The sequence below is a fragment of the Stenotrophomonas sp. GD03930 genome, assembly GCF_029839665.1.
GTDB classification, from domain to species: domain Bacteria; phylum Pseudomonadota; class Gammaproteobacteria; order Xanthomonadales; family Xanthomonadaceae; genus Stenotrophomonas; species Stenotrophomonas forensis.
The window spans coordinates 1,327,501-1,341,598 of record NZ_JAOCAV010000001.1 but is presented as its reverse complement, the minus strand read 5'-3'; the positions used below and the strand labels follow the sequence as shown (position 1 = coordinate 1,341,598).

The 14,098-nt window shown below is 65.7% G+C and carries 11 protein-coding genes and 2 rRNA genes (1 of these 13 cut by a window edge); 6 read left to right on the top strand and 7 right to left on the bottom strand.

Annotated features, from left to right (window positions below):
• Nucleotides 1-36: 36 nt before the first annotated feature.
• A complete protein-coding gene (glyQ, locus tag N5C18_RS06035) occupies nt 37-948 on the bottom strand; it encodes a glycine--tRNA ligase subunit alpha (RefSeq protein ID WP_053451179.1) in 912 nt (303 codons plus the stop codon).
• Nucleotides 949-1,032: 84 nt separating this feature from the next.
• On the opposite strand from glyQ, the gene N5C18_RS06030 reads away from it, so the two are divergent.
• From N5C18_RS06030 to N5C18_RS06020, 3 genes are read left to right on the top strand one after another with little or no spacing between them, the layout of a single operon-like run.
• Nucleotides 1,033-2,868 carry a GspE/PulE family protein gene (locus tag N5C18_RS06030; protein ID WP_279944051.1) on the top strand — a complete coding sequence of 612 codons (1,836 nt, stop codon included), beginning with the start codon at nt 1,033-1,035 and terminating at the stop codon, nt 2,866-2,868.
• A complete protein-coding gene (locus N5C18_RS06025; protein WP_053510505.1) occupies nt 2,840-3,586 on the top strand; it encodes a glutamine amidotransferase in 747 nt (248 codons plus the stop codon). The genes N5C18_RS06030 and N5C18_RS06025 overlap by 29 nt, the downstream gene beginning before the upstream one ends.
• Nucleotides 3,587-3,636: 50 nt before the next feature.
• Nucleotides 3,637-4,548, top strand: coding sequence for a BPSS1780 family membrane protein (locus N5C18_RS06020; RefSeq protein WP_049455838.1), 912 nt, complete (start codon nt 3,637-3,639; stop codon nt 4,546-4,548).
• A 74-nt stretch (nt 4,549-4,622) separates the two neighbouring features.
• Here N5C18_RS06020 and tatC read toward each other — a convergent pair whose 3' ends face one another.
• The 4 genes from tatC to N5C18_RS06000 form a co-directional block, all read right to left on the bottom strand.
• Complete coding sequence (gene tatC / locus N5C18_RS06015; protein ID WP_008267959.1) at nt 4,623-5,372, bottom strand: twin-arginine translocase subunit TatC; 750 nt, start codon at nt 5,370-5,372, stop codon at nt 4,623-4,625.
• Nucleotides 5,369-5,833 (bottom strand): Sec-independent protein translocase protein TatB, encoded by a 465-nt coding sequence (gene tatB / locus N5C18_RS06010; protein WP_279944050.1) that lies wholly within the window; start codon nt 5,831-5,833, stop codon nt 5,369-5,371. Before tatB ends, tatC begins: the two co-directional genes overlap by 4 nt.
• Nucleotides 5,834-5,848: 15 nt before the next feature.
• Nucleotides 5,849-6,076 (bottom strand): Sec-independent protein translocase subunit TatA, encoded by a 228-nt coding sequence (gene tatA / locus N5C18_RS06005; RefSeq protein ID WP_005420453.1) that lies wholly within the window; start codon nt 6,074-6,076, stop codon nt 5,849-5,851.
• A 75-nt stretch (nt 6,077-6,151) separates the two neighbouring features.
• Nucleotides 6,152-7,045 carry a YSC84-related protein gene (locus tag N5C18_RS06000; protein WP_279944049.1) on the bottom strand — a complete coding sequence of 298 codons (894 nt, stop codon included), beginning with the start codon at nt 7,043-7,045 and terminating at the stop codon, nt 6,152-6,154.
• 165 nt (nt 7,046-7,210) lie between these two features.
• Here N5C18_RS06000 and hemH point away from each other — a divergent pair, with 165 nt between their 5' ends.
• The 3 genes from hemH (at nt 7,211) to N5C18_RS05985 (ending at nt 11,420) form a co-directional block, all read left to right on the top strand.
• On the top strand, nt 7,211-8,173 hold the full coding sequence (gene hemH / locus N5C18_RS05995; RefSeq protein ID WP_006477610.1) for a ferrochelatase: 963 nt from the start codon (nt 7,211-7,213) through the stop codon (nt 8,171-8,173).
• Complete coding sequence (locus N5C18_RS05990) at nt 8,170-9,024, top strand: alpha/beta hydrolase (RefSeq protein ID WP_164240825.1); 855 nt, start codon at nt 8,170-8,172, stop codon at nt 9,022-9,024. Before hemH ends, N5C18_RS05990 begins: the two co-directional genes overlap by 4 nt.
• 290 nt (nt 9,025-9,314) lie before the next feature.
• Nucleotides 9,315-11,420, top strand: coding sequence for a methyl-accepting chemotaxis protein (locus tag N5C18_RS05985; RefSeq protein ID WP_279944048.1), 2,106 nt, complete (start codon nt 9,315-9,317; stop codon nt 11,418-11,420).
• Nucleotides 11,421-11,798: 378 nt separating this feature from the next.
• On the opposite strand, the gene rrf is transcribed toward N5C18_RS05985, so the two are convergent.
• Together rrf and N5C18_RS05975 are read right to left on the bottom strand one after the other, a co-directional pair.
• Nucleotides 11,799-11,913 (bottom strand): 5S ribosomal RNA (gene rrf / locus N5C18_RS05980).
• A 126-nt stretch (nt 11,914-12,039) separates the two neighbouring features.
• Nucleotides 12,040-14,098 (bottom strand): 23S ribosomal RNA (locus N5C18_RS05975) (it continues 821 nt past the right edge of the window).

The window sequence follows — 14,098 nt, the reverse complement described above, 5'->3', positions numbered from 1 at the left end:
GCGTCCGGCGCCCCGGAGTAAGGGGGAGAGCGGCGGTCAGGCCTTCTTGGCGCCCGGGAAGCCCAGCTTCTCGCGCTGCTCGTAATAGGCCTTGGCCACCGCCTGGGCCAGCGCGCGCACGCGCAGGATGTAGCGCTGGCGCTCGGTCACGCTGATCGCGCGGCGCGCATCGAGCAGGTTGAAGGTGTGGCTGGCCTTCATCACCTGCTCGTAGGCCGGCAGCGGCAGGTTCACTTCCACCAGCTTCTGCGCTTCGCGCTCGCAGGCGTCGAAGCGGTGGAACAGTTCGTCCACGTCGGCATATTCGAAGTTGTAGGTGCTCTGCTCCACCTCGTTCTGGTGGTAGACGTCACCGTAGGTCACCGGCTGGCCGTCCGGGCCGTAGGTCCAGACCAGGTCGTAGACGTTGTCGCAGTTCTGCAGGTACATGCACAGGCGCTCGAGACCATAGGTGATCTCGCCCAGCACCGGGCGGCATTCCAGGCCACCGGCCTGCTGGAAGTAGGTGAACTGGGTCACTTCCATGCCGTTGAGCCAGACTTCCCAGCCCAGGCCCCAGGCACCCAGCGTCGGCGATTCCCAGTTGTCCTCGACGAAGCGCAGGTCGTGCACCAGCGGATCGATGCCCAGCGCCTTCAGCGAATCCAGGTACAGCTGCTGGATGTTGTCCGGTGCCGGCTTCATCGCCACCTGGTACTGGTAGTAGCGCTGCAGGCGGTTCGGGTTCTCGCCGTAGCGGCCGTCGGTCGGGCGGCGCGAGGGCTGCACGTAGGCCGCGTTCCAGCCTTCCGGACCGATCGCACGCAGGAAGGTGGCCGGGTGGAAGGTACCGGCGCCCACCTCCAGGTCGAGCGGCTGGATGAGCACGCAGCCCTGCTGGGCCCAGAACTGGTTCAGGGTCTGGATCAGGCCCTGGAAGGTGATCGGAACGGTCGGGGTCGCGGACATGCGGACGATTCTTGGCCGGCAAGGGGGGTGCGCTAGTATAACGGCCGACCTGCGGGGCATTCCGTACCCGGGAGGAGCAGGCAGATGGAACATCGGCTGCCGGTGGGCACGCCCGGCGAGTCGGGCGGCGTTCCGCTGCCCTGGGGCCGCCTGCATTTCGAGCAGATCGCCGCGGCCCTGATCGCCGATGGCCTGGTGGCCGAGCAGGACCGCGAGCGCATGCGGTTCTCCACACAGGGGGCGCGCAACGCCAGCGAAGTGCATCCGCTGGTGCTGCTGTCCAACCTCAAGCTGGCGGCCACCGGCGGCGGCGAACTGACCCTGGAACGCCTCAGTGAATGGCTGGCGCAGCGTACCGGCTGCCGCTATCTGCGCATCGACCCGACCCGGGTCGACGTCGCCGCGGTCACGGCCCTGGTGTCGCATGCCTATGCCCGCCGCCACCGCTTCCTGCCGCTGGCGGTGGATGCCGAGCGCGTGCTGGTGGCCACCAGCGAGCCGCTGGTGCAGGAATGGCGCCGCGACCTGCAGCACCTGACCCGGCGCCGCATCGAGCTGGCGGTGGTCAATCCGCTGGACCTGCACCGCTACACCATGGAGTTCTACGGGGTGACCCGTTCGGTGCGTGGCGCCCGCGGCGATGTGCGCGGTGAGGCCAGCACCACCCTGCCCAGCTTCGAACAGCTGGTCGAGCTGGGCCGTGCCGGCGACGTCAACGCCGACGACCAGCACATCGTGCACATCGTCGACTGGCTGCTGCAGTACGCCTATGAGCAGCGCGCCTCGGACATCCACCTGGAGCCGCGCCGCGAGATGGGACGCATGCGCTTCCGCATCGACGGCGTGCTGCACAAGGTGTTCGAGGTGCCGCCGGCGGTGATGACCGCCGTGGTCAGCCGCATCAAGGTGCTCGGCCGCATGGACCTGGCCGAGCGCCGGCGCCCGCAGGATGGCCGCATCAAGACCCGCTCGCCGGGTGGCCGCGAAGTCGAGATGCGCCTGTCGACCATGCCCACCGCCTTCGGCGAGAAGTGCGTGATGCGCATCTTCGACCCGGATGCCGCGTTCAAGAGCATCGACCAGCTCGGTTTCAGCCCGCAGGAGGCCGCCGGCTGGAATGCACTGGTCGAGCGCCCGCACGGCATCGTGCTGGTCACCGGCCCGACCGGCTCGGGCAAGACCACCACCCTGTATTCCACGCTGAAGCGGCTGGCCACACCGGACGTGAACGTGTGCACGGTGGAAGACCCGATCGAGATGATCGCGCCCGAGTTCAACCAGATGCAGGTGCAGACCAACATCGACCTGGACTTCGCCAGTGGCGTGCGCACCCTGCTGCGGCAGGACCCGGACATCATCATGATCGGCGAGATCCGCGACCTGGAAACCGCGCAGATGGCGGTGCAGGCCTCGCTGACCGGCCACCTGGTGCTATCCACGCTGCACACCAACGATGCGCCCTCGGCGGTCACCCGCCTGCTCGACCTGGGCGTGCCGCATTACCTGCTGGCCAGCACCCTCAACGGCATCCTCGCCCAACGCCTGGTGCGCACCCTGTGCCCGCACTGCAAGCAGCCGCACAGCCTTGGCGCCGCCGACTGGGCGGTGCTGGCTGATAGCCATGCTGCATATCCAGATGCCGCCACGCCCTGTCGGCCGGTCGGTTGCCTGGAGTGCCGGCGCACCGGATTCCTCGGCCGCATCGGCCTGTATGAGCTGCTGCCATTGGGCTCGCGGCTGCGCGGGCAGATCCGCGGCGACATGGACCTGGCCGGTTTCACCCGCGCCGCGCGGGCTGAAGGGCTGCGAACCCTGCGCCAGGCCGGGCTTGAAAAGGTGGCGCAGGGGCTGACTACAATCGAGGAAGTCCTGTCAGTGCTGCCGCCCCCGGATGAACCCAGCTCCGTTCCTGATCCTTGAAACCGGCCGCCCGGTGCCGTCGCTGCGCCGCTACGGGCGCTTCCCGCACTGGATCCGTGTTGCCGCCGGGCTGGAAGAACACGAGACAGTGGTGGTCGATGTCGAACACGGTGGCGCCCTGCCCGATCCGCACGGCTTCGCCGGCGTGCTGGTGACCGGCTCGGCCGCCTTCGTCACCGACCACGCCGAGTGGAGCGAGCGCAGCGCGGCGTGGCTGCGCCAGACCGCCCACGACGACCTGCCGGTGTTCGGCATCTGCTACGGCCATCAGCTGCTGGCGCACGCGCTGGGCGGTGAAGTGGCCTACAACCCGGCCGGCCGCGAGTCCGGCACGATCGAGCTGGAACTGCAGCCGCAGGCCGCGCAGGACCCGCTGTTCCAGGGGCTGCCGCAGCACTTCGCCGCCCACGCCACCCACCTGCAGACCGTGCTGCGCGCGCCCGACGGTGCCGAAGTGCTGGCCCGCTCGCCGCTGGATGGCTGCCACGCCTTCCGCTGGGGGCGCCAGGCATGGGGCGTGCAGTTCCATCCGGAATTCGCCACCCACCACATGCGTGGCTACGTGCGTGCCCGCGCCGACTGCATCGGCCGCCACGGCGGCTGTGCCCGCAGCATCGAGCGCGCGGTCAGCGCCGCACCGCTGGCCCGCCAGCTGTTGCGCCGCTTCGTCCGCCAGGCGCGGCTGTCTTCAGCCCAGCCGGCGGCAAAACAGGGATAATCGGCGCCACGGGCAGCCGCCCGGCCCCTCCTGTCCCTTCCCGGATGTCCATGAAAGAGATTCGCAAGCTGCCGGCTTCGGCGGGCGCCCAGTGGTTGCTGGATACGTTCTCCCTGTACCGGCGTGCGCCGCTGCAGCTGGCCCGGATCGGCCTGACCTGGCTGCTGGTGAGCTGGGTGGTGACCCTGCTGTCGACGCTGATTCCCGGCGCTGCCGGCATGGCCGTGCAGCTGATGACCCTGGCCATTTCGCCAATCATGTTCGGCGGCATGCTGTATGCCGTGGGCGAGATCGACGAAGGCCGCCCGGGCCTGGCCTCGCACCTGCTGCAGCCGATCCGCGACCACCGCGTCAGCCACCTGCTGGTGCCGCTGGCGATCCAGGTGCTGGCGGTGCTGCTGCTGGGCGCGCTGCTGTTCATGATGATCGGCCGCGAAGGCTTCACCGCCTTCAGCGAAGTCATGACCAAGATGGAAGAAATCAGCCGCAGTGGTCAGCAGATCAAGCCGGACGATGCCGCCGCGCTGGTCGCCAACCTGCCGGCCAAGCGCATCGCGCTGTGGATGCTGCTGGTGTTCCTGAGTGCGGTCGCGCTGTCACTGGCGATGTTCACCCAGCCGGCGCTGGTGGTGTTCGACAAGCAGAGCGGCATGCACGCGCTGCGCCTGAGCCTGCAGGGCTGCATCGAGAACATCGGCGCGATGATCGTGTTCGCCGTGCTCGGCCTGATCGCCGCGTTCTGCATGTACATCCTGTTCGTGATCGTGATCCAGATCGCGATGCTGATCGGCGGCCCGCTGGCCGCGGCCTTCATCGCCCAGCTGGTACTGACCACGGTACTGATGCCGCTGTACGTCGGCGCGGTCTATGCCGCGTGGAAGCAGATGTTCGTGCACCGCGGCAGCCGCGCCGCACCGCCGATCCCGACCACCCCGACCTCCAGCGACATCTTCCACGCCTGACGGAAAAAGGGGACGGAGGGGATTAAGTCGTTTGTGCCTTTAACGACTTAATCCCCTCCGTCCCCTTTTTTCTTTCAGGCGGCGGGTTTCTTCACTACCGACGACGGCACCAGCCAGCGTGCGGCGTGGATGCCCAGCTCGTAGAGCAGGCACATCGGGATGGCCAGCATCAGCTGCGAGACCACGTCCGGCGGGGTCAGCACGGCGGCCACCACGAAGATGCCGACGATCGCGTAACCGCGGCCTTCCTTGAACTGCTGCGGCGTCACCCAGCCCAGCAGCACCAGGATCACCATCGCCACCGGCAGTTCGAAACTGCCGCCGAAGGCAAAGAAGATCGCCAGCACGAAGTCCAGGTAGGCGTTCGCATCCGGGGTGATCGCAATTACGTCCGGGCTGAAGGTGGTGAGGAAGTGGAACACCGCCGGCAGCACCAGGAAGTAGGCGAACGCACAGCCGGTGTAGAACAGCACCACCGACGACACCAGCAGCGGTACCGCCAGGCGCTTTTCGCGCGCGTACAGGCCCGGGGCAACGAACGCCCACAGCTGGTACAGCAGCCACGGCACCGCCACGAACAGGGCGACGAAGAAGGTCAGCTTCAACGGCGCGAAGAAGGCACCGGCCGGGTTGGTCGCAATCATCGTCTGCCCGTTGGGCAGCTGCGAGACCAGCGGCTCGGCCAGCGCGTTGTACAGCTTCTGGGTGAATGGCAGCAACGCCAGCAGCGCCACGCCCAGGCCCAGCAATGCGCGCACCAGGCGGCCGCGCAGTTCCACCAGATGTTCAACCAGCGAGCTTTCGCCGAAATCCTGCTCACTCATGAGGGGCGCTCCGTGTTCTGCGCCGGCGGCGTCGCAGTGGTTTCAGTGGCCGTGGCGGCGCTGGGCGCTACCGCAGCGACGCCCTGTGCCGGTGCCTGGTCCGCGGCAACCGGCTGGCCCAGGTGCGGCGGCAGGTCGGCCGGTGCCGGCGCGCGGACTTCCTGCGCCAGATCGTCGCCCTGCTGCTGCGCCTGCTGGGCTTCGCGACGGATCGCTTCGCCGCTGGCACGCAGCTGGTTCTCGGTGTCCTGCATGCCCTGGCGCACGTCCTGCATCTGCCGCTTGATCTCCTCGGCCTGCAGTTCGCGCTCCAGCTCCTGTTTCACCGAATCCCACTGATTGCGGGCACGACGCACCCACAGGCCGGCGAAGCGGGCCGCCTTGGGCAGGCGCTCGGGACCGAGCACCACCAGGGCGACCACCGCAATCACCAGCAGTTCGCTGAAGCCGATATCAAACACCGCAACCGCTCCGGATCAGCGAGCGTTACGGTCGTGCTCGTCCTGCGCGGTGCGCGAGGCGTCCTGGCTGCGCGACTCGTCGCCCAGCTGCGCGTTCGGCTTGTCCTCGTCGCGCATGCCCTTCTTGAATTCCTTGACCGCCGAACCGAGGTCCTTGGCGCCACTGGTCAGGCGCTTGGTGCCGAACACCAGCAGGACGATGGCCAGCACGACCAACCAATGCCAGATGCTGAAACTGCCCATAAAGACGCTCGTTACGTTAGTGATCAGGCTGTCGAGCATAGCGCACCGGCTGTTAGCCGGCGCGCGTGACGAAAGTCAGTTTCCGCCCAGCGTTTCCGTGCGGATCTCGCCGTCGTTGACCGGCTGGAAGCCCTGCTGCTGCGGCGTCGGGGTCTGCGGCACGTTCTGCAGCGGCGCGGTGGTGGCCTCGGCCGGGGCGGCCGGCGCTGCCTGAACAGGCGCCGGGGCGACCGCCGGAGCCGCTGCCGGACGCGGCGCATTGCCGCCGTTGCCGTTGCGGTTGTTGCGCGCGGCGTAGGTGGCCTCTTCCAGGCGATCGCGGAAGGCGACCACATCCATCGACGGCGAACCACCGGCGCGACCTTCGAAGATCATGCGCGGCGTGGTGTTGCTGCCGTAGGCGTCCAGATTGGCGGCATCGTCGATCTGCAGCACCGCACCGTCCAGGGCGACGCCGGCGAACAGGCCACGGGCACGCGACCACGACCAGATCTCGGCCTTTAACTGGCCGTCGGTGGCGGCGGCGGCGTTGCGACCGACCGGGCCGGCAGCAACGCCGGCATCGGCGCCCAGCGTGAACTTGCCGTTGACCAGGTTGTCCAGGCTGCGGTCGTTGCGGAACACCAGCACCACGTCCGAGGACTGCACGCCGGCCTGGAAGCCGATGCTGCCACCGGTGAGCTTGACGAACACCGGGTTGGACCAGGCGCCATTGGCCATGCGCACCGACATCAGGCCATGGCCGCGACGACCACCGATGACCAGGCCGGCCTTGATCGTGTCGGGAATGACGATGACCGCGCGGCCTTCGTCGAGCAATTTGTCCGGAATGCCCTGTTCAGGGATTCCCTGGATTTCGGCCAGCACACGCACGGCGTTGCGGGCGCGCTGGTCTTCCTGCGGTCCGGCCATGGCCTGGCTGGACAGCAGACTGGCGGCGATCAGCAGGGCTTGGATCGGGCGACGCATGGCAGGCTCCAGAAGTCAGTCCATAGGAAGATATAGCAAGTGACTGAAATTAGTAGTGTTGCCATGAATCGCCAATGAGCGTTGCCTGCTCATATAGATGCCCGCTATGCCCGCGATCCGAACCCTGCATGCCGGCGCGGCACCGGATCGGCGACAATACATCCCATGCTCGACGCACCCGATACCGCCGTGCTGGCGGTCAACCTAGGCACGCCCGAGACGCCGACGGCCCCCGCCGTACGCCGTTACCTGGCTGAATTCCTGTCCGACCCCCGCGTGGTCTCGATTCCGGCACTGCTGTGGCAGCCACTGCTGCGCGGGCTGATCCTGCCACTGCGCAGCAGCCGTTCGGCGGCCAAGTACGCCCAGGTCTGGCTGCCCGACGGATCTCCGTTGATGGTGCATACGCGCCAACTGGCGCAGGCCATGCAGGCACTGCTGCCGACGCTCAGGGTTCGCCATGCGATGCGCTACGGTGAACCGGCGCTGGCTGGCGAGCTCGACCGCCTGGCCGCCGAAGGCGCACGTCGCATCGTGGTGCTGCCGCTGTATCCGCAGTATTCGACCACCACCACCGCCTCGGTCGAAGACCGCGTCGATGCCTGGCAGCGCCGCAACCCCGGCGTGACGGTCAGCCTGGTGCGCGACTATTCGGTCGACCCGGGCTGGGTCGAGGCCGTTGCCGGTTCCATCCAGCGCTACTGGGAACAGCACGGACGTGGCCAGAAGCTGATGTTCTCCTTCCACGGCATCCCGCAACGCCTGGCCGATGGCGGCGATCCGTATCCGCAGCGGTGCGAGGCCAGCGCCCAGGCCATTGCCAACGCGCTGGGCCTGGGCAGGGACGAATGGCAGATGGGCTATCAATCGCGCTTCGGCCGCGAGCGCTGGCTGCAGCCGTACGCCGAGCCCAGCCTGTGGGCGCTGGCCGAATCCGGGGTCAGGCAGATCGACGTGGTCTGCCCCGGCTTCGCCACCGACTGCCTGGAAACGCTGGAGGAAGTGGCAATGGGCTTTACCGAAACGCTGGCCGAACGCGGCGCGACGATGCGCTACATCCCCTGCCTCAACGCCGAACCGGAACACGCACGCGCCCTGGCGCGGCTGGCTGTGGCCTCACTGGCATGAGCCTGCATCCGTTTGAACTCGAGGTCGGTGGCGCACGCGTCGCCGGCCTGCGCAACCACGGCGAGGGTCCGCGCGTGCTGGCCCTGCACGGCTGGCTCGACAACGCCGCCAGCTTCGTGCCACTGGCCCCGCACCTGTCCTCGCTGCAGCTGGTCGCCATCGATCTGCCCGGCCATGGCCACAGCGCGCATCTGCCGGCCGGCGCCAGCTACACCACGCCCGCCGCGATCTGCCACGTGCTTGATGTGGCCGATGCACTGGGCTGGGACCGTTTCAGCCTGCTCGGCCATTCGATGGGCGCCGGCATCGCCAGCCTCACCGCCTCGGTCAGCGACCGCATCGAACGGCTGGTGGCGATCGAAGCACTCGGCGGCCTGCGTGGGCCGGAGGAAGAAACCGCGCATCGCCTGCGCGAGCATGTGAATGCCACGCGTGCGCTCGCACGCAAGCAGTTGCGTGTGTTCCCCGACCTCGCTGCGCCGATCCGTGCGCGGATGATGACCAACCAGCTCAGCGAAGGCTGCGCACGCCTGCTGGTTGAGCGTGGCGTGGAACCGGTCGAAGGCGGCTACCGGTGGTGCAGTGATCCACGGCTGATGCTGCCCACCGCGATCCGCCTCAGCGAAGGCCAGATCGACAATCTGCTGCAGGCCATCGCCTGCCCCACGCAGGTGATCTACGCCACGCCAGCGCAGTCCTATTACCCCGAGCCCATGCGCAGCGATCGCCTGCGGCACCTGTGCGATGGACGACTGGCAGTGTTTCCCGGCAACCATCACCTGCACATGGAAGACCCGGCACAGGTTGCCGACGTGATCCTGCACTTCTTCAGCAACGACAACGCCGACTGAGTCCGCGCCTCCGCGCGCTTCACTCCGCGCGTTTGCGGCCGATACATCAGTTGCGGGCCCCTGCGTCCGCAGCACGCGGGCCCGGTCGGGCCTGCGGCGTGTGTCTGGTTCTGCAAGGAAGTCCGCATGCCCGCTCTACTGCACCGTCACCCACAGGATGGGGTCACGGCGCGCTGTCTCCGCGGCGTTGATGACGTCGCATTCCCCGAATTCCCGGTCCACGCCCAGGCCACGCGCTCATGCGTGCGTCGCGGCGTGGCCGCTGCCGTCTGTTGATCCAGGAGTCGCCGATGTCCGCTGCATCCTCCCGCCCCCCCGATACCGCCCGGCTGCCGCATCTGCAGCAGCTCGCCCGCCGTGCTGATCGCCGACTGCTGATCGGCAGCGCGGCGCTGGCCGTGGCTGGCCTGGTTCTGGCCCTGCGTGGGCCCCACGTGCCGGGTGCCGCGTTGGCTGCGGCCGCCGTGCTGCCGGCCATCTGGCTGGCCGGCCCACAGGCGGGTCACAGCCTCGCGCGCAATGGCCTGGCGTTGCTGTTGCCGCTGCAACTGGCATTGCTGTGCGCGATGGTCGGCCTGTCGCCGGCATTGCCGATCGCGGTACTGCTGGGCGTGCTGCTCAGCCACCGCGATCGCCTGCCGGTATGGCTGGCCGGTGGCGTTGGCACGCTCGCGCTGTTGCAGCCGCTGCTGGAAGGTGCCGCGGCCGGGCCAACGCTGCTGCAGGCAACGCTGTTTGCCGGCCTGACCCTGTTCCTCGGCCAGGTCGCGTTGCGCCTGCGCCAGCAGACCGAGGCGCTCGGCCACGGCCCACGCCGCCTCGCAGCATTGGCCCGCGATATCGCCACCGGTGCCGATCTGGGCGCGCATGCGGATACCGCGGCCTTTGCACCGGGCTCGCTGGCCCATGCGCTGGCCGATACCGCCCGCCACGTGCAGGCCCAGCGCGGGCGCGAGGCTGAAGCGCATGCCGAGAACGCGCAGATCCGCCAGGCCCTGGACGCCTCGCGCACCGCGATGATGATTGCCGACAACGACCACGTGATCCGCTACGTGAACCGTTCGGTGGTGGCCCTGCTGCGCAACCAGCAGGCGACGCTGCGCCAGGCCTTCCCTGACTTCGACGCCGAACGCCTCGTTGGTAGCAGCATCCATCGTTTCCACGCCAATCCGGACCGCATCCGCGCGATCCTCAATGGCCTGCAGGTCACGCACAACGGCAAGGTGCAGATCGGCCCGGTGCATTTCGCCCAGGTGGTCACGCCGGTGTTCGATGCACAGGGCGTGCGCCTCGGTTTCGCCGTGGAGTGGCATGACCGTACGCACGAACTGTCGCTTGAGAATGCTGTAGCCGGCATCGTTGCCGCCGCCGCCGCAGGCGATCTCGACCAGCGTCTGCAAGCGGGCGAAGGTGCCAGCTTCCTGGAGGGTCTGACCGGTGGCATCAACCAGCTGCTCGATACGCTGGGCAGCACCGTCGACGAAGTGCGACAGATGCTTTCTGCGCTGGCCAATGGCGATCTGGACCGGCGCATGCACGGCGAATACCAAGGCGCCTTCGCCGCGATCCAGCGTGATGCCAACGCCACCGCCGGGCAACTGGCGCGCATGGTCGGCCGCATCCAGCAGTGCTCCATCTCGATCAGTACCGCCGCCAGCGAGATCGCCGCCGGCAATGGCGCGCTGTCCGAACGCAGTGAGCGCCAGGCCGCGCACCTGCAGGAAACTGCAGCATCCATGGAGGAACTGACTGCCACCGTTCGCCAGAACGCGGCCCATGCCCGCCAGGCCAGTGAGCTGGCCGCCTCCACGCAGAATGCCGCCAGTGACGGCAACACCGCCATGCAGCGGGTGGTCGACACCATGCAGGCGATCGAGGGCGCGTCGAAGCGGATCGGCGATATCACCGGCGTCATCGATGGCATCGCGTTCCAGACCAACATCCTGGCATTGAACGCAGCGGTGGAAGCTGCGCGGGCCGGCGAGCAGGGCCGCGGATTCGCGGTGGTGGCCAGCGAGGTGCGCGTGCTGGCCCAGCGTTCCGCCGCAGCTGCGCAGGAAATCAAGAAACTGATCGACGAAGCCGGCCGCCAGGTGGGTGAAGGTGCGCAGCTGGTGGCCGATGCTGGCCAGCGCATGCGGGGCATCGTCGGTGGTGTCGAGAGCGTCAGCCACCTGATGCGCGAGATCTCAGCCGCTTCGCAGGAACAGTCGATCGGCATCGAGCAGATCAACCAGACCGTGGTGCAGATGGACCAGGCCACGCAGCAGAACGCGGCACTGGTGGAGGAAGCCACTGCTGCCGCGCGTGAACTGCGGTCGCAGGCGGGAACGCTGACTGAGGCGGTCTCGGTGTTCCGCCAGCAGGAAGCGCGCGAGGTCGCTCTGGTCGCCTGATAGGAACGTGCAACCGGATCGATTGGAGACGGCGCCCGCAGGGCGCCGTCTTTTTTTTAAGTGCTCTGCGTGACGGATCACGGGAAGGGCCCGTTCGATGGGCGTCGCAGGACGGCATCGATCCATCGGTAGTACCGGCCGCTGGCCGGCAACCACGGCATGCGCATTGCGCAGGCCCACGTCACACAGCCACGCATGGCGTGGGTCTACCGACAGCCACCACGAGGTACCCCGCACGGACCATCTCATCGGTAGCCGCCAACCATGGTCGGCAGCACTCCACATGTGGCGTGGATCTACCGGTGCATTCCGGCCAATGCATTTTCCTGCGCACAAAGAAAAACCCCGCTGCGTGAGCAGCGGGGTTTTGGGTGTAAACCCTGGCGATGACCTACTCTCGCATGGCTTGAGCCACACTACCATCGGCGCAGCTGCGTTTCACTTCCGAGTTCGGGATGGGATCGGGTGGTTCCACAGCGCTAATTTCACCAGGGAGGCTTTTGGAGAGTCGCACTCGTCCCGATGGGACAAGGCGCCAGCCTCGCATAGTTCTTGTGACGTAGCGTGCACTTGGATGCTCTTACGACGCTGTCGTAAAGCCAAGGCAACTTGAGGTTATATGGTCAAGCCGCACGGATCATTAGTATCAGTTAGCTCAATACATTGCTGTACTTACACACCTGACCTATCAACCACGTAGTCTACATGGTTCCTTCAGGGGGCTTGTGCCCCGGGAGATCTCATCTTGAGGCGCGCTTCCCGCTTAGATGCTTTCAGCGGTTATCGCTTCCGAACATAGCTACCCGGCAATGCCACTGGCGTGACAACCGGAACACCAGAGGTTCGTCCACTCCGGTCCTCTCGTACTAGGAGCAGCCCCTCTCAAATCTCCAACGCCCATGGCAGATAGGGACCGAACTGTCTCACGACGTTCTGAACCCAGCTCGCGTACCACTTTAAATGGCGAACAGCCATACCCTTGGGACCGACTACAGCCCCAGGATGTGATGAGCCGACATCGAGGTGCCAAACACCGCCGTCGATATGAACTCTTGGGCGGTATCAGCCTGTTATCCCCGGAGTACCTTTTATCCGTTGAGCGATGGCCCTTCCATACAGAACCACCGGATCACTAAGTCCTAGTTTCCTACCTGCTTGATCCGTCGATCTTGCAGTCAAGCACGCTTATGCCTTTGCACACAGTGCGCGATGTCCGACCGCGCTGAGCGTACCTTCGAGCTCCTCCGTTACTCTTTAGGAGGAGACCGCCCCAGTCAAACTACCCACCATACACGGTCCCCGACCCAGATAATGGGCCCAGGTTAGAACGTCAAGCACGACAGGGTGGTATTTCAAGGATGGCTCCGCTGCAGCTAGCGCCACAGTTTCATAGCCTCCCACCTATCCTACACAGACGAACTCAACGTTCAGTGTAAAGCTATAGTAAAGGTTCACGGGGTCTTTCCGTCTTGCCACGGGAACGCTGCATCTTCACAGCGATTTCAATTTCACTGAGTCTCGGGTGGAGACAGCGCCGCTGTCGTTACGCCATTCGTGCAGGTCGGAACTTACCCGACAAGGAATTTCGCTACCTTAGGACCGTTATAGTTACGGCCGCCGTTTACTGGGGCTTCGATCAAGAGCTTCGCCTTGCGGCTGACCCCATCAATTAACCTTCCAGCACCGGGCAGGCGTCACACCCTATACGTCCACTTTCGTGTTTGCAGAGTGCTGTGTTTTTGATAAACAGTCGCAGCGGCCTGGTTACTGCGACCCTCTTCAGCTATAGCTCGCACGAGCCACCAAAAAGGGTGCACCTTCTCCCGAAGTTACGGTGCCATGTTGCCTAGTTCCTTCACCCGAGTTCTCTCAAGCGCCTGAGAATTCTCATCCTACCCACCTGTGTCGGTTTACGGTACGGTCTGCGTAAGCTGAAGCTTAGGAGCTTTTCCTGGAAGCGTGGTATCAGTGACTTCGCCATAAAGGCTCGTCTCGGTGCTCGGTCTTGAAGGATCCCGGATTTGCCAAAGATCCAAACCTACCGCCTTTCCCCAGGACAACCAACGCCTGGTACACCTAACCTTCTCCGTCCCTCCATCGCACTTACGCGAGGTGCAGGAATATTAACCTGCTTCCCATCGACTACGACTTTCGTCCTCGCCTTAGGGGCCGACTCACCCTGCGCCGATTAACGTTGCGCAAGGAAACCTTGGGCTTTCGGCGTGCGGGTTTTTCACCCGCATTATCGTTACTCATGTCAGCATTCGCACTTCCGATACCTCCAGCAGACTTCTCAATCCACCTTCAACGGCTTACGGAACGCTCCTCTACCGCGCATAACAAAGTTATGCACCCCAAGCTTCGGTTCTGTGCTTAGCCCCGTTAAATCTTCCCCGCAGACCGACTCGACCAGTGAGCTATTACGCTTTCTTTAAAGGGTGGCTGCTTCTAAGCCAACCTCCTGGCTGTCTGTGCCTTTCCACATGGTTTTCCACTTAGCACAAAATTTGGGACCTTAGCTGTGGGTCTGGGTTGTTTCCCTTTTCACGACGGACGTTAGCACCCGCCGTGTGTCTCCCATACAGTCCGTCTCGGTATTCGGAGTTTGCAATGGTTTGGTAAGTCGCGATGACCCCCTAGCCATAACAGTGCTCTACCCCCGAGAGGATACATATGAG

Coding starts and splice junctions, on each gene's coding strand:
- glyQ (WP_053451179.1), bottom strand. CDS start 948: ATGTCCGCGACCCCGACCGTTCCGATCACCTTCCAGGGCCTGATCCAG.
- N5C18_RS06030 (WP_279944051.1), top strand. CDS start 1,033: ATGGAACATCGGCTGCCGGTGGGCACGCCCGGCGAGTCGGGCGGCGTT.
- N5C18_RS06025 (WP_053510505.1), top strand. CDS start 2,840: ATGAACCCAGCTCCGTTCCTGATCCTTGAAACCGGCCGCCCGGTGCCG.
- N5C18_RS06020 (WP_049455838.1), top strand. CDS start 3,637: ATGAAAGAGATTCGCAAGCTGCCGGCTTCGGCGGGCGCCCAGTGGTTG.
- tatC (WP_008267959.1), bottom strand. CDS start 5,372: ATGAGTGAGCAGGATTTCGGCGAAAGCTCGCTGGTTGAACATCTGGTG.
- tatA (WP_005420453.1), bottom strand. CDS start 6,076: ATGGGCAGTTTCAGCATCTGGCATTGGTTGGTCGTGCTGGCCATCGTC.
- N5C18_RS06000 (WP_279944049.1), bottom strand. CDS start 7,045: ATGCGTCGCCCGATCCAAGCCCTGCTGATCGCCGCCAGTCTGCTGTCC.
- hemH (WP_006477610.1), top strand. CDS start 7,211: ATGCTCGACGCACCCGATACCGCCGTGCTGGCGGTCAACCTAGGCACG.
- N5C18_RS05990 (WP_164240825.1), top strand. CDS start 8,170: ATGAGCCTGCATCCGTTTGAACTCGAGGTCGGTGGCGCACGCGTCGCC.
- N5C18_RS05985 (WP_279944048.1), top strand. CDS start 9,315: ATGTCCGCTGCATCCTCCCGCCCCCCCGATACCGCCCGGCTGCCGCAT.